Annotated in this window: 12 protein-coding genes; all 12 read left to right on the top strand. The window is 35.5% G+C overall.

What is annotated here, in order from left to right; all coding sequences use genetic code 11:
* Window positions 1–370: 370 nt before the first annotated feature.
* The 12 genes from BW936_RS08205 (at window position 371) to BW936_RS08155 (ending at window position 16649) form a co-directional block, all read left to right on the top strand.
* On the top strand, window positions 371–3823 hold the full coding sequence (locus BW936_RS08205) for a pyruvate carboxylase (RefSeq protein ID WP_076547843.1): 3453 nt from the start codon (window positions 371–373) through the stop codon (window positions 3821–3823).
* Window positions 3824–3994: 171 nt separating this feature from the next.
* On the top strand, window positions 3995–5179 hold the full coding sequence (locus tag BW936_RS08200) for a lipoprotein N-acyltransferase Lnb domain-containing protein (protein ID WP_076547842.1): 1185 nt from the start codon (window positions 3995–3997) through the stop codon (window positions 5177–5179).
* A gap of 16 nt (window positions 5180–5195) precedes the next feature.
* On the top strand, window positions 5196–7067 hold the full coding sequence (locus tag BW936_RS08195) for an ABC-F family ATP-binding cassette domain-containing protein (protein WP_076547841.1): 1872 nt from the start codon (window positions 5196–5198) through the stop codon (window positions 7065–7067).
* A gap of 154 nt (window positions 7068–7221) precedes the next feature.
* The gene (locus BW936_RS08190) at window positions 7222–7482 is read left to right on the top strand and encodes a hypothetical protein (protein WP_076547840.1); all 261 of its coding nucleotides are present in this window, start codon (window positions 7222–7224) and stop codon (window positions 7480–7482) included.
* 308 nt (window positions 7483–7790) lie between these two features.
* Window positions 7791–8051, top strand: coding sequence for a hypothetical protein (locus BW936_RS08185; protein ID WP_076547839.1), 261 nt, complete (start codon window positions 7791–7793; stop codon window positions 8049–8051).
* Between the two features lie 96 nt (window positions 8052–8147).
* The gene (locus BW936_RS08180; RefSeq protein ID WP_076547838.1) at window positions 8148–8642 is read left to right on the top strand and encodes a hypothetical protein; all 495 of its coding nucleotides are present in this window, start codon (window positions 8148–8150) and stop codon (window positions 8640–8642) included.
* A 30-nt stretch (window positions 8643–8672) separates the two neighbouring features.
* On the top strand, window positions 8673–8822 hold the full coding sequence (locus BW936_RS19720; protein WP_167368347.1) for a hypothetical protein: 150 nt from the start codon (window positions 8673–8675) through the stop codon (window positions 8820–8822).
* A 73-nt stretch (window positions 8823–8895) separates the two neighbouring features.
* Window positions 8896–9471, top strand: a complete 576-nt coding sequence (locus BW936_RS08175) for a cob(I)yrinic acid a,c-diamide adenosyltransferase (RefSeq protein WP_076547837.1) — start codon at window positions 8896–8898, stop codon at window positions 9469–9471.
* A gap of 133 nt (window positions 9472–9604) precedes the next feature.
* The gene (locus BW936_RS08170; protein WP_027064442.1) at window positions 9605–9829 is read left to right on the top strand and encodes a DUF2795 domain-containing protein; all 225 of its coding nucleotides are present in this window, start codon (window positions 9605–9607) and stop codon (window positions 9827–9829) included.
* A 216-nt stretch (window positions 9830–10045) separates the two neighbouring features.
* Window positions 10046–13405 (top strand): preprotein translocase subunit SecA, encoded by a 3360-nt coding sequence (gene secA / locus BW936_RS08165; RefSeq protein WP_076547836.1) that lies wholly within the window; start codon window positions 10046–10048, stop codon window positions 13403–13405.
* Between the two features lie 317 nt (window positions 13406–13722).
* Window positions 13723–14943: a sensor histidine kinase gene (locus BW936_RS08160; RefSeq protein ID WP_076547835.1), complete on the top strand. Its 1221-nt coding sequence runs from the start codon at window positions 13723–13725 to the stop codon at window positions 14941–14943.
* 146 nt (window positions 14944–15089) lie between these two features.
* A complete protein-coding gene (locus BW936_RS08155; RefSeq protein ID WP_244156193.1) occupies window positions 15090–16649 on the top strand; it encodes an amidohydrolase family protein in 1560 nt (519 codons plus the stop codon).
* Window positions 16650–16820: the final 171 nt, after the last annotated feature.

Genomic DNA, 16820 nt, shown 5'->3' with positions numbered 1-16820 from the left:
AAAGCGAACGTAAATATAGCCTTTCACCAATAATTGCTCTAAAATAATACAATTAAATGGTGCTTTGGATAATCGTATTAAAAATACAGATCGAAGGCCTGACCGCATTGGGTCAACACATTCGGATTTATAAAAAATCAACGACATAATTATCAGATTTACTATGAGTTATGCTGTTTTCTTTAAATTATAAGCTAACTTTTACATCAACATTTCAAAAATTGAAAATTCTACAAACCATCCTATGTATGCATTAGGATGGTTTGTAGACTAATTAGATTTAGGTCATGTCCTATTAAAAACATAAACTAAAAAATAAAATTTCATATCAAAATTAAATAATTCTAACCATTAAATACATTGTCAAAAAATGAAGATCAAAAAGGTTTTAGTAGCCAATAGAAGTGAAATAGCAATTCGTGTATTACGCGCCTGTACGGAGCTGAACATTAAAACAGTTGCCATTTATACTTATGAAGACCGCTATTCTCAACACCGGAACAAAGCCGATGAATCTTACCAAATAGGGGAAGACCATCAGCCATTAAAACCTTACTTGGACATTCCGCAGATCATAGCTTTGGCAAAGGCTAAAAATGTAGATGCCATACACCCAGGTTACGGCTTCTTATCTGAAAACTCTGAATTTGCAAGACAATGTGCTGCCAACGATATCATATTCATAGGTCCTGATCCAAAAGTGATGGATGCTTTAGGCGATAAAATAACTGCCAAAAAAGTTGCCGTAAAATGCAACGTACCCATCATTGAGAGCAACAAGAAAAAATTGACTTCTTTAAAAGTTGCCTTGACAGAAGCTGCACTTATTGGATATCCAATAATGTTAAAAGCTGCCTCTGGTGGTGGCGGTCGTGGTATGCGAATCATAAGAAAAGATGAAGATCTAGAAATGAATTTTGATTCTGCCCGTAACGAAGCACTAAATGCTTTTGGCGATGACACCATGTTCCTTGAAAAATATGTAGAAGACCCTAAACATATAGAGGTACAGATCGTAGCCGATAACCACGGTAATATTCGCCATTTGCATGAACGCGATTGCTCGGTTCAACGGCGCCACCAGAAAGTGACAGAAATTGCGCCTTCACATAATGTTAGTGAAAAAGTAAAACAAGATCTTTACAAATATGCCGTTGACATTGCCAAAGAGGTAAACTATAACAATATTGGTACGGTGGAGTTTTTAGTTGACCCTAATGACAACATTTACTTTATTGAAGTAAACCCAAGAATACAAGTAGAACATACGGTTACAGAAATGGTTACCGGTATTGACTTGGTAAAAACACAAATATTTGTTGCTGGCAATTACAAATTAGATAGTAAACAAATTAAAATATATGGTCAAGAAACCATTGCCACTTATGGCTTTGCATTACAATGTAGATTAACGACCGAAGATCCAGGTAACAATTTTACTCCCGATTACGGTACGGTAACCACCTACAGAAGTGCCTCTGGTATGGGAATTCGTTTAGATGCCGGTAGTATTTATCAAGGGTACCAGGTAAGTCCATTTTTTGACTCCATGTTGGTAAAAGTATCGTCTCACGGTAGAACTTTAGATGGCGCTACCCGTAAAATGGTACGTGCACTAAAGGAATTTAGAATTAGAGGTGTTGAAACCAATATTCATTTCCTTCAGAACGTCATTCAGCATCCTTCTTTTAAGGATGGTAAGGTTACGGTAAACTTTATACAGAACACTCCTGCCCTATTTGATATAAAACTATCTCAAGACAGGACCTCTAAGGTGGTGAACTTTTTGGCAGAGGTAATTGTCAATGGTAATTCTGACGTTAAATATATAGACGAAAACAAAGTCTTTAGAAATGCGAAGGTTCCAAAATTCAATCCGCTAGAAGCTCATCCAAAGGGAACAAAAGATATGCTGACCGAAATGGGTCCCGAGAAATTTTGTGCTTGGTTGATGGATGAAAAGAAGATTCATTATACGGATACTACGATGAGAGATGCCCATCAATCTTTATTGGCAACAAGAATGCGTACGTATGATATGTTGCGCGTTGCGGAGAGTTATGCCAAAAATCACCCAAACACCTTTAGTATGGAAGTTTGGGGCGGCGCTACTTTTGATGTGAGTATGCGATTCTTGCACGAAAGTCCGTGGACTAGATTACGGGAACTTAGAAAAGCAATACCTAATATCTTGTTTCAAATGCTTCTTCGTGGTTCTAACGGAGTAGGTTACAAAGCATACCCTGACAATTTGATTGAAAAATTCGTTGAAAAATCATGGGAGAACGGTGTAGATATCTTTAGAATTTTTGACTCGCTGAACTGGGTAAAAGCAATGGAACCTAGTATTAGCTATGTCCGTAATAAAACTGGCGGTATTGCAGAAGCAGCCTTAAGTTATACAGGTGATATTCTAGATGTAAATGAAACCAAATACAATCTAAAATATTATACAGAGCTTGCCAAAGACTTAGAAAATGCCGGTGCACATATGATTGCCATTAAAGATATGGCGGGACTTTTAAAGCCCTACGCCGCTACAGAATTGATAAGCGCATTAAAAGACACGGTAAAGCTACCTATTCATTTACATACGCATGATACTTCTTCTTTACAAACAACTACCTACTTAAAAGCAATTGAAGCAGGCGTTGATGTTGTTGATGTAGCATTGGGCGGATTATCTGGATTAACATCGCAGCCCAACTTTAATTCTGTAGTAGAGATGATGAAGGGTCAGCCAAGGGCAAATGAGTTCGATATGCCGAAGCTGAATCAATTTTCTAACTACTGGGAAGATACAAGAGAGTTGTACTACCCCTTTGAATCCGGATTAAAATCTGGTACCGCAGAAGTATATGAGCATGAAATTCCGGGTGGGCAGTATTCCAATCTGCGTCCGCAAGCAACCGCATTGGGTCTTGGTGATAGATTTGATGAAGTAAAGAAAATGTATGCCGATGTCAACAAGCTTTTTGGAAACCTGATTAAAGTAACGCCAAGCTCAAAAGTCGTTGGCGACATGGCCATATTTTTGGTTACGAATGAACTTACTACAGAAGATGTCATGACGCGTGGAGAGGAAATATCGTTCCCAGATTCAGTAATTAGTTTCTTCATGGGAGATTTAGGTCAGCCCGTTGGCGGATTTCCTAAAAAGCTTCAAAAAATCATACTAAAAAATAAGAAGCCATACACGAACAGACCAAATGCACATTTAGCACCAACAGATTTTGATAAGGATTTCAAAGCCTTTAAAAAGAAGTTTCAAAAAGGGTTTACACGTGCTATAGAAATGGAAGATTTTCTTTCCTACACCCTATACCCTAAAGTGTTTGAACAAGCACATGAGAATTATAAGCTATACGGAAATTTAGCTTTGGTACCCACCAAATATTTCTTCTACGGCATGAAATTACGTGAAGAAACCTTAATAGAATTAGAGCCTGGCAAAACCGTAATAATAAGGTTACTTTCTGTAGGTATACCGAATGAGTTAGGTATGAGAACCGTATTCTTTCAGGTAAACGGTGAAAATAGATTCGTTGATGTTTTAGACACCTCTTTAAACCTTAAAATTGAAGAAAACGAAAAAATAGACCCAGCAAACGATGATCAGATCGGTGCACCGTTACAAGGGTCTTTGTACAAGGTTTTGATCAAAAAAGGGCAAGAAGTAAAAGAGAACGATCCTTTATTCGTTATTGAAGCCATGAAAATGGAAACTACGGTAACCGCCTTCAAAGCCGGTAAGGTAACATCCATTAGTTTAAAAGAAGGTAGTATGGTAAAGCAAGATGATTTGGTCGTTACAATTGAATAGCAATTAAAATGTTCATAATGTATTTTAAAAAGCCACCTCTAGTGGTGGCTTTTATATTTCTAAAAACGAGCACTTTAAATAAATAGTTAATTGAGAAAAATTTAAAAAACCCAACCTGCTTCAATTCTGTTATTATTTGCATCTTTGCAGTTGCTATGAACTAGTAAAGGTATGTTCAGAAAAATCACATTTCTTTTAGTCCTCCTTTTTACTGCATTCTTGGGTCACGCTCAAAATGCACAACTATCACCATTATCAAAAATTAGTTTGCTTACCGTTGGTACAGGTGAAGATTTAGCTGCCAAATTTGGACATAGCGCCATTCGTTTACAAGACCCTACCTTAGGTATTGATGAAGTATATGGATACGGAACTTATGATTTTGAAGATCCTAATTTCTACCTGAATTTTACTCGTGGTAAATTATCCTACACCATTTCTAGAATTCCGTTCAAATATTTTGAATATTCATACCAACAAGAAAAACGTTGGGTTAAGGAACAAGAGTTGAATGTCAATTTAGAACAGCGCAACAGTATTGTAACCTTTTTAGAGCATAATTTGCTACCCGAGAACAAGAAGTATAAATATGACTTTTTATTCGATAATTGTGCCACCAGAATACCAACGGTATTTGAAAAAACCTTTGGTGACTCCTTCAAATTCGATTACAACTACCTAGAAGAGCAAATGACATTTAGAGAGTTGATACGCTTAAAATTGAATCCGAATTCTTGGTCCAATTTCGGTATTGACCTTGCGCTAGGTTCCGTAATTGATAGAGAAGCATCGCCATATGAGCATTTGTTCCTGCCCATTTACGTGTATGAGCAAATGAAACACACCACTTTAAATGGCAAACCTATAGTTAAAAAAGAGACGGTAATATTAGATATACCAGAGCAAGAAGACAGGTCACCCCTATTTTTGACCCCTTTGTTTTGGCTTAGTATAATATTGGTGCTAGTCTGCTACATAACGTATACGGATTATAAAAATCTCCGCAGAAATAAATGGTTAGACTTTGGACTATTTGCAGTGACCGGACTTGCAGGTGTTCTTATTTTGTTCCTATGGTTTGCTACAGATCACTTAGCCACCAAAGCCAACTTTAATTCCCTTTGGGCATTTGCTCCCAATATAATAATCGCATTTATAGTAATCAAAAAACAGCTTCCGTCATGGATGATCACTTACATCATATTTTTGACCATATTACTAGGCATCACCTGTATGATTTGGATGTTTAAAATTCAAGTGTTTTCCATATTATTAATCATCGTATTACTAGCATTAGCTATACGCTACGTTTACCTTATCTATTATTTTAAGAGTAAACAACTAGGTAAAAAATAAAAACAAGTTACTTTACATGAATCTACTTACCGTTGAAAACATTTCTAAATCCTATGGCGAACATGTTCTTTTTGAAAACCTCTCTTTTGGTATCAACAAAGACCAAAAAATTGCCTTGATCGCTAAAAACGGTACAGGAAAAACATCTATTCTTAATATACTTTCAGGAGCTGACACTCCAGATTCTGGTCAGGTGAACTACCGTAAATCTACCCGTGTATCCTTTTTGGCTCAAGAGCCGGTAATGGATCCTAAACTAACCGTTGAAGAAACTATTTTTGCGTCTGATAATGAGGTATTACAAGTCATTAAGAACTATGAAAAGGCACTTTTAAATATAGAAGAGGCAGATGCCTACCAAAAAGCATTTGAGGCAATGGACCGTTTTGAAGCTTGGGATTTTGAAACACAGTACAAGCAGATTCTATCTAAATTAAAGTTAGATGATTTAAACGCTAAGGTCGGTAAATTATCAGGCGGACAAAAAAAGCGTTTGGCTTTAGCAAATGCGCTAATTAACAAACCAGACCTTTTAGTACTAGATGAGCCTACCAACCATTTAGATCTAGAAATGATCGAATGGTTAGAAGAGTTTTTTGCGAAAGAAAACATGACCTTGTTTATGGTAACGCACGACCGTTACTTTTTAGAGCGTGTATGCAATGAAATTATAGAATTAGAAAACGGAAAACTTTATCCGTATAAAGGAAACTATTCTTATTACTTAGAAAAGAAAGAAGCCCGTTTAGAGCAAGAGGCTACTGAGCAACATAAAACAGAGTTACTATTTAAAAAGGAGTTAGATTGGATGCGTAGGCAACCAAAAGCACGTACTACCAAGTCTAAGTCTAGAATAGATGATTTCGCCGTAATAAAAGATAAAGCAAGTCAACGTAGAAAAGACCATCAAGTTCAGTTAGAATTGAATATGGAACGTATGGGAAGTAAAATTCTTGAACTACACAAGATTTCAAAATCTTTCCCAAACAAACCGATCCTTGATAGGTTTGAATATGTTTTTCAGAAAGGAGAACGTATTGGTATCATAGGAAAGAATGGTACCGGTAAATCTACATTCTTAAATATATTAAGTGGACGCGACCAACCGGACAGCGGTAAAGTGGTTGTGGGTGAAACCATTAAATTTGGGTATTACACACAAAAGGGTATTGAAATAAAGGAAGGGCAAAAAGTAATCGATGTTATACGTGAATTCGGAGATTACATTCCACTAATGAAAGGCAGGCAGATTTCTGCACAGCAGTTATTGGAGCGTTTTCTATTTGATAGAAAAAAGCAATATGACTTTGTAGATAAGTTAAGTGGTGGTGAGCGTAAACGATTATACCTTTGTACCATATTGATACAGAATCCGAATTTCTTAATATTGGATGAGCCTACCAATGATTTGGATATTGTAACGCTGAACGTATTGGAAAGTTTTTTAATGGATTTCCAAGGGTGTTTAATGGTGGTTTCTCACGACCGTTACTTTATGGATAAGATCGTAGATCACCTATTTGTATTTAGAGGTAATGCGGTTGTAGAGGATTTTCCTGGTAATTATTCTGACTACAGAGCATATGAAGACAGTCAGATTTTAGAGAAAAGAGAACAAAAAGAAACACAAACCACTACCAAGACCAATTGGAAAGAACCAGATGCTTCGCCAAAAATCTCTTATGCAGAACAGCAAGAGTACAAGAAGTTAGAAAGAGAGATTCAGAAATTGGAAAAATCTAAAGTAGCACTACAGGAGAAATTCACTGATAGTTCTTTAAATGGTGAGGATATTAAGAATCTTTCTATTGAACTTAAAGAGATTACAGACGCTATAGACACCAAAACAGAACGTTGGTTTGAGCTTTCTGCGTTAATGGAAAATTAACCCTGATTATAGCATACATATTTCACTTTTTTTAGATTCATAAAAATAGTAGACGAATGATTTTTACCATTCGTCTATAGTTAAATGACGCCCAACGACCAGCGGCAAAATATGTTTGGGCCCGTCTGTACTTTAGCAGTGTAAAACAACTGTTATGAAATCAATTATTCTTTTAACCGCTCTTTTCTTCTCTACTTTCTTAGTACAAGCGCAAGCTAACAACGAGAATGTTTCCGTAGAAATAGAAACTGCACAAGTAGAGCTGGTTCAGACTATTGAAAATAATGATATCGTTGTTCCTACAATTGAAACTGAAAACACCATTGAGGTTGCTAGATTGTACAAAAACAAAAACAACAGAATTATCAAGGCTTTAAAATTCTCAACAAAATTGAACAGAGCTAAACTTTCTTAACACAACAATTCAAGTTCAAGTTCAAAATCAAATACAAACTCAAAAATCAAATTCAAATTCAAATAACTGTTCATCCGTATACCATACACTCTATCCATTGCTAGCTTATCCCAAAAACTAAAGCAGTAACACCAGTACTTACGGTTATTGCACGTACTGCCGCATACTGAATCTGATTGATTATTCATCTTCCTTAAAATTGATAAACGAAGCCTATTTACCATTCGTCTATAGTTAAATGACGCCCAACGACCGGCGGCAAAATATATTTGGGCTTGCCTGTACTTTAGCAGTGTAAAACAACTGTTATGAAATCAATTATTCTTTTAACCGCTCTTTTCTTCTCTTCTTTCTTAGTACAAGCGCAAGCTAACAACGAGAATGTTTCCGTAGAAATAGAAACTGCACAAGTAGAGCTGGTTCAGACTATTGAAAATAATGATATCGTTGTTCCTACAATTGAAACTGAAAACACCATTGAGGTTGCTAGATTGTACAAAAACAAAAACAACAGAATTATCAAAGCTTTAAAATTCTCAACAAAATTGAACAGAGCTAAACTTTCTTAACACAACAATTCAAGTTCAAATCCATACTCAAATTCAAAAATTAAACTTAAGTTCAATGACAATCTTTACTTTTGAAGAAATTTGAAAAAGTAACTAGTGTTTCGTTCTATATCCTATATTAAATTTCTTCTTACTTCTAACAATCAGCACGGAATTCATTCTCCTTTTGTGTATGATTATATTACCAAATGTCTTTATGTAAAACAAGAATTGAAGCTACCGGTAACCCTAAAAGTCCTTGTTAAGAGTTTAGAATACTTTAAGTACGAGTCCATTTTTCTTGTGGGCGATTATAAAAAATCTAAAGAGATTATTAAAAAACATTGCCCGAAGATAGCTTTCGTTGAAAACAATGCAGACGTTATTCTTTCAAATATCAATGACCTAAAAAACAGCAATCTAGACCTCAGTAATTTACCTAACGACTGTATGCTTCTTGTAGACGAAATACATCAACACAAAGATAATGTAGAAAGCTGGAAAAATCTTAAAACAGAAGATAACGTTAGGGTTACCATAGATATGTTTTATTGTGGCGCCATATTCTTTAGAAAAGAACAAGTAAAGGAACATTTTAAAATACGGATATAAACCAGTAATTTTAGACTAAAGCAAATTTTAATGAGCAGTAATACTATATACATTACCCTTGGTGTCGTTTTCGCTATCTACTTAGCCATTCGCATTAGCAGTAAAGGAAAATCTAAAGACCGAAAATCAAGAAAATTCATGGGTGATTATGAAAGAAAAAATAAGGGTAACAAGGATTAAAAGCTAAGCTATTATTTAAAATATCAATATCAACCCCAGTTTAATCTTTACTTCTTACTAACACTCATTTTCAATGAATATATATACTAAAACAGGTGATGATGGCACAACTGGACTTTTTGGTGGCACGCGTGTACCAAAACATCACATTCGTATTGACAGTTATGGCACAATAGATGAGCTAAATTCTTGGATTGGACTCATAAGAGATCAAGATATTGACCCTATTTACCAGCACCAGCTTATTGCTATACAAGAACATTTGTTTACCGTTGGCGCTATTTTAGCTACCAATCCAGAAAAAGAATTGTTAAAGAATGGTACCGAGCGTTTAAAAATAACGAAAGTAGGTACTACTGAAATCAACTTCTTAGAGGAAGCTATAGACCAAATGGATTCGCAATTACCGCCAATGACCCATTTTATTCTACCAGGCGGACACACCACAGTGTCATACTGTCATATTGCCCGTACAGTATGTAGAAGGGCGGAGCGCATATCAACTTTATTACACCAAAATGAGCCATTTGATAAAAATGTGCTATCTTTTATAAATAGGCTTTCAGATTATCTGTTTGTATTGGCACGAAAATTGTCATATGATTTACAAACAAATGAAATAAAATGGGTTCCTAAAAAAAAGGACTAATAAATCCGTAATTTATTCGTTATCAATTAACAAATGCAAAAAAACATATAGATACTACGAAATTTATTGTTAATTTCTTTGCTGTCTCAATTTAAAAATTACTTTTGCAAAAAATTAAAATCAAACAATTACTATGTATTGGACATTAGAATTAGCATCTTATTTAAGTGATGCACCTTGGCCGGCAAGTAAAGATGAGTTAATAGATTACTCCATCAGAACTGGAGCCCCTCTTGAAGTTGTAGAAAATTTACAATCTATGGAAGAAGAAGGTGGCGAAATATATGAATCTATCGAAGAGATCTGGCCTGACTATCCAACGGAAGAAGACTACCTCTGGAACGAGGACGAATATTAATATTCGATATCATAATAACTAGTAAAAAGTCTCTTCGGAGGCTTTTTTTTTATGTAATTTTGACAGGTTCATAGGTAATTTGGTTGAAAAATTAAGACTGGAATACCTTTTGCTCTCTAATAGCATCGATTATAATTGTCGATTATAAAATATTTCGAAAGCGATTCTTACTAATAAATTAGCCAGAAAAGCTTCAATTTTAACAGATTAAGATATATGAGTTTCATTAATTCCATCCTAAAGGCATTCGTTGGTGATAAATCACAAAAAGATGTAAAAGAATTGCAGCCTTTAGTAGACCAAATAAAATCGTTCGAATCTAAGTTAGAAAGCCTTAGCCATGATGAGCTCAGGCAGAAAACAATAGAATTTAAAGAGGCTATCCAAGAATCTATTAAAGAAAAAACCGATCAAATCAATGCTTTAGAGGAAGAGGTAAAAAACTCTACCGATATTGACAAAAATGAAGATTTATATACCGAAATAGATAAGCTTAAAGAAGAATCCTATACAATTTCTGAAGAGACTTTAAATAAAATTCTACCGGAGGCTTTTGCAGTGGTTAAAGAAACCGCCAAGCGTTTTGCCAATAACCCAACATTAGAAGTAACTGCCTCTGAATATGACAGAACCTTGTCAGGTACTAAAGAATATGTCACTTTAGATGGAACCAATGCAATTTGGAAAAATTCTTGGGATGCCGCAGGTAAAGAAGTTACCTGGGATATGGTACATTATGATGTACAACTTATTGGCGGCATAGCCATGCACCAGGGAAAAATTGCAGAGATGCAAACAGGTGAAGGTAAAACCCTAGTTGCAACCCTACCGTTATATTTAAACGCATTAAGCGGTAAAGGTGCACATTTAGTAACCGTTAATGATTATTTGGCAAAAAGAGATAGTGCTTGGATGGCTCCTATATTTCAATTTCATGGATTATCTGTAGATTGTATAGATTACCATAGGCCAAACTCTGATGGTAGACGTGCAGCCTACAATGCGGATATTACCTATGGAACGAACAATGAATTCGGGTTCGACTACCTAAGGGATAATATGGCGCACACACCTAAAGATTTGGTACAACGTCCACATAATTATGCCATGGTAGATGAGGTCGATTCAGTTTTGGTAGATGACGCCCGTACTCCTTTAATTATATCTGGACCAGTGCCAGAAGGAGACCGTCATGAGTTCAATGAACTAAAACCAAAGGTTGACGAAATTGTTAGAAAGCAACGCCAGCATTTAACGGGAGTTTTAGCAGAGGCTAAAAAATTAATTTCAGAAGGTGACACCAAAGAAGGTGGTTTCTTATTATTAAGAGTATACAGAGGTTTACCCAAAAACAAAGCTTTAATTAAGTTCTTAAGTGAAGAAGGGGTAAAACAATTACTTCAAAAAACAGAAAATTTCTACATGCAAGATAACAACAGGGAAATGCCGGTTGTTGATGAAGACTTACTGTTTGTAATTGATGAAAAGAACAACCAAATAGAGCTGACCGACAAAGGGGTCAATTATATTTCTGGTGAGCAGGATAGAGATTTCTTCGTAATGCCGGATATTGGTGGCGAGATTGCCAAGATTGAAAATCAAAATCTTGAAATTGAAAAAGAAGCAGAATTAAAAGAAGAGCTTTTTAAAGATTTCACTATTAAGAGTGAGCGCATACACACTATGAGCCAATTACTTAAGGCATACACGTTATTTGAAAAAGATACCGAGTATGTGGTAATGGACAATAAGGTAATGATCGTAGATGAACAGACCGGTCGTATAATGGACGGTCGTAGATACTCTGACGGATTACACCAGGCAATAGAAGCAAAAGAAAATGTAAAGATTGAAGCTTTAACACAGACTTTTGCAACGGTTACCCTGCAGAACTACTTTAGAATGTACAGCAAACTTGCAGGTATGACAGGTACAGCTGTTACCGAAGCCGGTGAATTTTGGGAAATCTACAAGTTAGATGTCATGGAAATCCCCACCAACAGACCTATTGCCAGACAAGATAAAAATGATCTAATCTACAAGACAAAAAGAGAAAAATACAATGCTATTATTGAAGAGGTTACCAAAATTAGTAAGGCAGGAAGACCTGTTTTGATTGGTACAACTTCTGTAGAGATATCTGAATTGTTATCTAAATTACTGAGTGTTCGTAAAGTGCCACATAATGTACTGAACGCAAAACTTCACAAAAAAGAAGCAGATGTTGTTGCTGAGGCAGGTAATGCCGGTATTGTAACCATTGCAACCAACATGGCAGGTCGTGGTACTGATATTAAATTGTCTGATGCTGTTAAGAAAGCAGGCGGATTAGCAATTATTGGTACGGAAAGACATGATTCTCGTCGTGTAGATAGACAATTACGTGGTCGTTCTGGTCGTCAAGGAGACCCAGGAAGTTCACAATTCTATGTTTCATTAGAAGATAACCTAATGCGTTTATTCGGTTCTGACAGAGTTGCTAAGATGATGGATAAAATGGGCTTGGAAGATGGTGAAGTTATTCAGCATAGCATGATGACAAAATCTATTGAACGTGCACAGAAAAAAGTTGAAGAGAACAATTTTGGCGTACGTAAGCGTTTATTGGAGTATGATGATGTTATGAACGCGCAACGTGAAGTTGTATACAAAAGAAGACGCCATGCATTGCAAGGAGAGCGTTTAAAACTAGATATTGCAAATATGGTCTATGATACCTGTGAGGTTATCGTAGAGAGCAATAAGGCTGCCAGTGATTATAAGAATCTAGAATTTGAATTGATCAAATACTTCTCTATCACGGCACCTGTAGATGAAACCGAATTCGGCAAATTGTCTGCCCAAGAAATTACCGGTAAAATTTATAAAGCCGCATATGAGCATTATAATGATAAGATGGAGCGTAATGCCGCTGCAGCTTTCCCAGTAATTAAAAAGGTACATGAAGATAATGCCAATAACTTTGAGCGTATTGTAGTTCCTTTTACCGATGGAATAAAAAGTTTAAATGTTGTTACCAATCTTCAAGAGGCATATGACAGTAACGGTAAGCAATTGATCACAGATTTTGAGAAGAACATTTCTTTGGCCATTATAGATGATTCATGGAAAACACATTTACGTAAAATGGATGAGCTGAAACAATCTGTACAATTAGCGGTTCACGAACAAAAAGATCCTTTATTAATTTATAAGTTCGAAGCATTTGAACTTTTTAAATCAATGATAGAGAAAGTAAACAAAGAGGTAGTCTCTTTCTTGTTTAAAGGTGAATTACCTTCAGAAAATCCTAATGCTATTCAAGAAGAAAGAAATGTTCAGCGTAAAGATAATTTACAGACAACAAAAGAGGAAATTCCTAATAGCGATGAATTGGCGGCACGTAGTAGAGCAGTTAGCCAAAACCAAGCTGAACGCCCTGCAGTTACAGAAACTATAACAAGGGAACAGCCTAAAATTGGAAGAAATGAGCGCGTTACCATTAAAAATATAATGAGCGGTGAAAGTAAAACGGTAAAGTATAAACAAGCAGAACCACTATTACAAGATGGATCATGGGTACTTACCCAAGACTGATATTGTCTAAAAATCAATTCAAAAAAAGGCATCTTTATCAGATGCCTTTTTTTAATGTCTACATATAACCAACTATATGTTAAGTGTATATGTTACATTTATTATCTAATAGTAGATTCCTTTAAAAATCAATTCCAATAGCAATTGATCATATCATTTATATTTTTAACCATTATTTAAGCAAAAAAAATATGTAAATCAGAAAAATAATTGTGGTTTTTATCATACTAAAGTAGAAAAATACTAGTATAATGATAAAAACATAATTAGATTTACAGTACGTAATTCGTATGTTTTCTAGTACATAAATAATTTCTATGCCCGGATTTACCATTGACAACGAACGTCTACAGGATAAAACCAAACTTTTTATAAGGGTAAATTATACCACGAGCATTATTTCCATTCTTTTTGGAGGTTTATGCTATTTCTTTTTGAATATCACCCAAGTAATTCCTTTTGTTCTTGTCGGCTTTGCTATTTTAAATATTATCAATTTACAATACTTCAAGTTTCACAAAAACATCATACCTACTTTTAATTTTTCTTTTATTATAGGCTTAATTACAGCCTTAGCGGTAACAGTTTATAGCGGTGGAATTAACAGTCCGTTTATTTTCATGATTCCTTTAATTGCTTTCGGTGGTTTCATAAATAGTGCAAAATATGGTAGCGTATATTTTAATATCATAACTATTCTTATTCTATTAGTTTTTTCACAGACCATACCTGAATTACGTATTACAGAAAATTTAGTACCTGAAGAATCAAATTCAATTTTTAGTTTGGTTTCCGTTTTACTTGCCGTTTTCATTTTAGGTAATACTTTAGGTAGAACCTTACTAAAAACCTATAATGCCATGTACAATTCAAAACGGGCTTTAGCTATTCAAGTATATGAAAAAGAGAATTTATTAAAAGAAGTTCACCATAGGGTAAAAAATAACCTACAAACAGTTTCTAGTCTTTTAAGCTTACAATCTAAAAACATAGAATCAGGACCTATGAAAGGTCTTTTAAAAGGTACGCAGAATAGGGTTATTGCTATGGCTATGGTACACGAAATGTTATACATGCGTAATGATATCAGCCATATTGAGTACGAGTCTTACGTGCAAGAATTAGGTGATTATTTAATTCGATCCATAAAAGGAAACGACAATAAAGTAGATTTAAAAATTGATATTCCTGATATTAAGCTGGGTATAGATACCGCTATTCCGCTAGGTCTGTTAATTAATGAAACTTTGACGAATGCACTAAAATATGGTATTGAAAGTGATAACGAAGGCGAAATTAGTATAAAACTAAAAAAAGACACTGAACAAAAACATTGTTATATACTAGAAATTGGTGATAACGGAATAGGATTCCCTGAAACCGTTAGTCATAAAAACACAAAGTCTTTAGGACTAAAATTAATACATAACCTAACACGTCAATTAAGAGGAACTATACAACGGGATACTTCTAAAAAAGGAACCAACTACATTATAAAGTTTCGAGAAATTAAACAGCAATTGTTTCCTGTTGCCTAAAGGGCATATCCCTAAAATACCAAATTCATTATTTGAACACTTAAAATTCCTTTGTAATCACCTCAATTTCTGGTGCTTTAGCTATATTTAATGTAACTAACTAAAACCACCACTTTATGTTCCGCAAATTACTGCTTACCACAGCAATGACTTTTTCTGTTTTGCTTTCCGTCAACGCCCAATCATTAGAAGGCGATGGCCCACATTCGCAATTGATTATTAGAGGCGTTATGCTTATTAACGGCAACGGTGCACCACCACAAGGCCCTATTGATATTGTGGTAGAAAACAATATTATTAAAGACGTAAAAGTTGTTGGCTACCCGGGTGTCGCCATTGATGATGCCAAAAGACCTCAATTAAAAGCTGGTGGAAAAGAACTAGATTGTACCGGCATGTATTTAATGCCCGGTTTTATTGATATGCACACACATATTGGCGGTGATGCACAAGGTGCAGACCCTGATTATGTATTTAAACTTTGGATGGCGCATGGGGTTACTACGGTCCGTGAGGTTGCCGGAAGAGGCATTGATGTTACGCTCAACTTAAAACGCAAAAGTGAGAAAAATGAAATCATCGCTCCGCGCATTATATCGTATACTGCCTTTGGACAAACCAGTGCATCATTTAATCCCTTGAACGACATACCTATTTCTACTCCCGAGCAAGCGAGGGAATGGGTACGTGCAAATGCTAAAAAAGGAGCTGATGGTATTAAGTTTTTTGGAGCCGAACGGGAAATTATGGCAGCGGCATTAGAGGAGAATAAGAAATTGGGGTTAGGTTCTGCTTGCCATCATGCACAAATGAGCGTTGCCCGTTGGAATGTTTTACATTCTGCCAGAGCAGGTTTAACCTCTATGGAGCATTGGTACGGTTTACCAGAAGCTTTGTTCAGCAATAGAACAGTACAAGATTTTCCGTTGGACTATAATTACCAAAACGAACAACATCGCTTTGAAAATGCCGGAAAACTATGGGCACAAGCTGCAGAACCGTATTCAGAACATTGGAATAACGTAATGAACGAACTATTGGAACTTGATTTCACCTTGGATCCTACTTTCAACATCTATGAAGCCAGTAGAGATTTACAACGTACTAGAAGAGCAGAATGGCATGAAGATTATACATTACCGTCTTTATGGGAATTTTATCAACCTAGTAAAGTGTCTCATGGATCGTACTGGCATGATTGGGGTACAGAACAAGAAGTCGCTTGGAGAAAAAATTATAAACTTTGGATGACCTTTATCAATGAATATAAAAACAGAGGTGGTAGAGTAACTACAGGCTCAGACTCCGGATTCATTTTTCAATTATATGGTTTCGCTTACATAAGAGAACTGGAGTTAATGCGTGAAGCTGGCTTTCATCCTTTAGAAATTATACAATCTGCAACATTAAAAGGCGCAGAAGCATTAGGTATGGATGATAAATTAGGTTCAGTAACCATTGGTAAATTAGCCGATTTTGTTATTGTTGAGGAAAATCCGCTTCAAAATTTAAAAGTGTTGTATGGTACGGGAGCTATTAAACTTACCGAGGACAACGAGGTGGTTCGGGTTGGTGGTGTAAAATACACCATAAAGGACGGAATCGTCTATGATTCCAAAGCACTACTGGCAGATGTAAAACGCCAAGTAGACGTGGCCAAGGCTAAAAGTAATTATACTATTAAGCAACCTGGCATAAAAAATTAAAACTTACGCTTGTTCACTGGTATTTTAACCGGACGTACTTTTTTTTCGTTTCTTGATGAAGTAAAAGCAATAGTTGCAATAACAATAACTGTTGGTACTATAATTGAAAGTAACATCATAATTTTAAAATTTAAAAAGTGCTTCATTGCACCATTTTATATTGAGCAAAGA

It is taken from the genome of Maribacter ulvicola (assembly GCF_900155985.1).
GTDB lineage: Bacteria > Bacteroidota > Bacteroidia > Flavobacteriales > Flavobacteriaceae > Maribacter > Maribacter ulvicola.
Note: the sequence above shows the minus strand (reverse complement) of the source record. Positions and strands in the feature narration are given on the sequence as shown.

What these genes read in the sequence shown, in the direction of transcription:
- secA (WP_076547836.1), top strand. Translation starts at nt 10,046, where the DNA reads ATGAGTTTCATTAATTCCATCCTAAAGGCATTCGTTGGTGATAAATCA.
- BW936_RS08190 (WP_076547840.1), top strand. Translation starts at nt 7,222, where the DNA reads ATGAAATCAATTATTCTTTTAACCGCTCTTTTCTTCTCTACTTTCTTA.
- BW936_RS08185 (WP_076547839.1), top strand. Translation starts at nt 7,791, where the DNA reads ATGAAATCAATTATTCTTTTAACCGCTCTTTTCTTCTCTTCTTTCTTA.
- BW936_RS08160 (WP_076547835.1), top strand. Translation starts at nt 13,723, where the DNA reads ATGCCCGGATTTACCATTGACAACGAACGTCTACAGGATAAAACCAAA.
- BW936_RS08175 (WP_076547837.1), top strand. Translation starts at nt 8,896, where the DNA reads ATGAATATATATACTAAAACAGGTGATGATGGCACAACTGGACTTTTT.
- BW936_RS19720 (WP_167368347.1), top strand. Translation starts at nt 8,673, where the DNA reads ATGAGCAGTAATACTATATACATTACCCTTGGTGTCGTTTTCGCTATC.
- BW936_RS08155 (WP_244156193.1), top strand. Translation starts at nt 15,090, where the DNA reads ATGACTTTTTCTGTTTTGCTTTCCGTCAACGCCCAATCATTAGAAGGC.
- BW936_RS08205 (WP_076547843.1), top strand. Translation starts at nt 371, where the DNA reads ATGAAGATCAAAAAGGTTTTAGTAGCCAATAGAAGTGAAATAGCAATT.
- BW936_RS08195 (WP_076547841.1), top strand. Translation starts at nt 5,196, where the DNA reads ATGAATCTACTTACCGTTGAAAACATTTCTAAATCCTATGGCGAACAT.
- BW936_RS08200 (WP_076547842.1), top strand. Translation starts at nt 3,995, where the DNA reads ATGTTCAGAAAAATCACATTTCTTTTAGTCCTCCTTTTTACTGCATTC.
- BW936_RS08170 (WP_027064442.1), top strand. Translation starts at nt 9,605, where the DNA reads ATGTATTGGACATTAGAATTAGCATCTTATTTAAGTGATGCACCTTGG.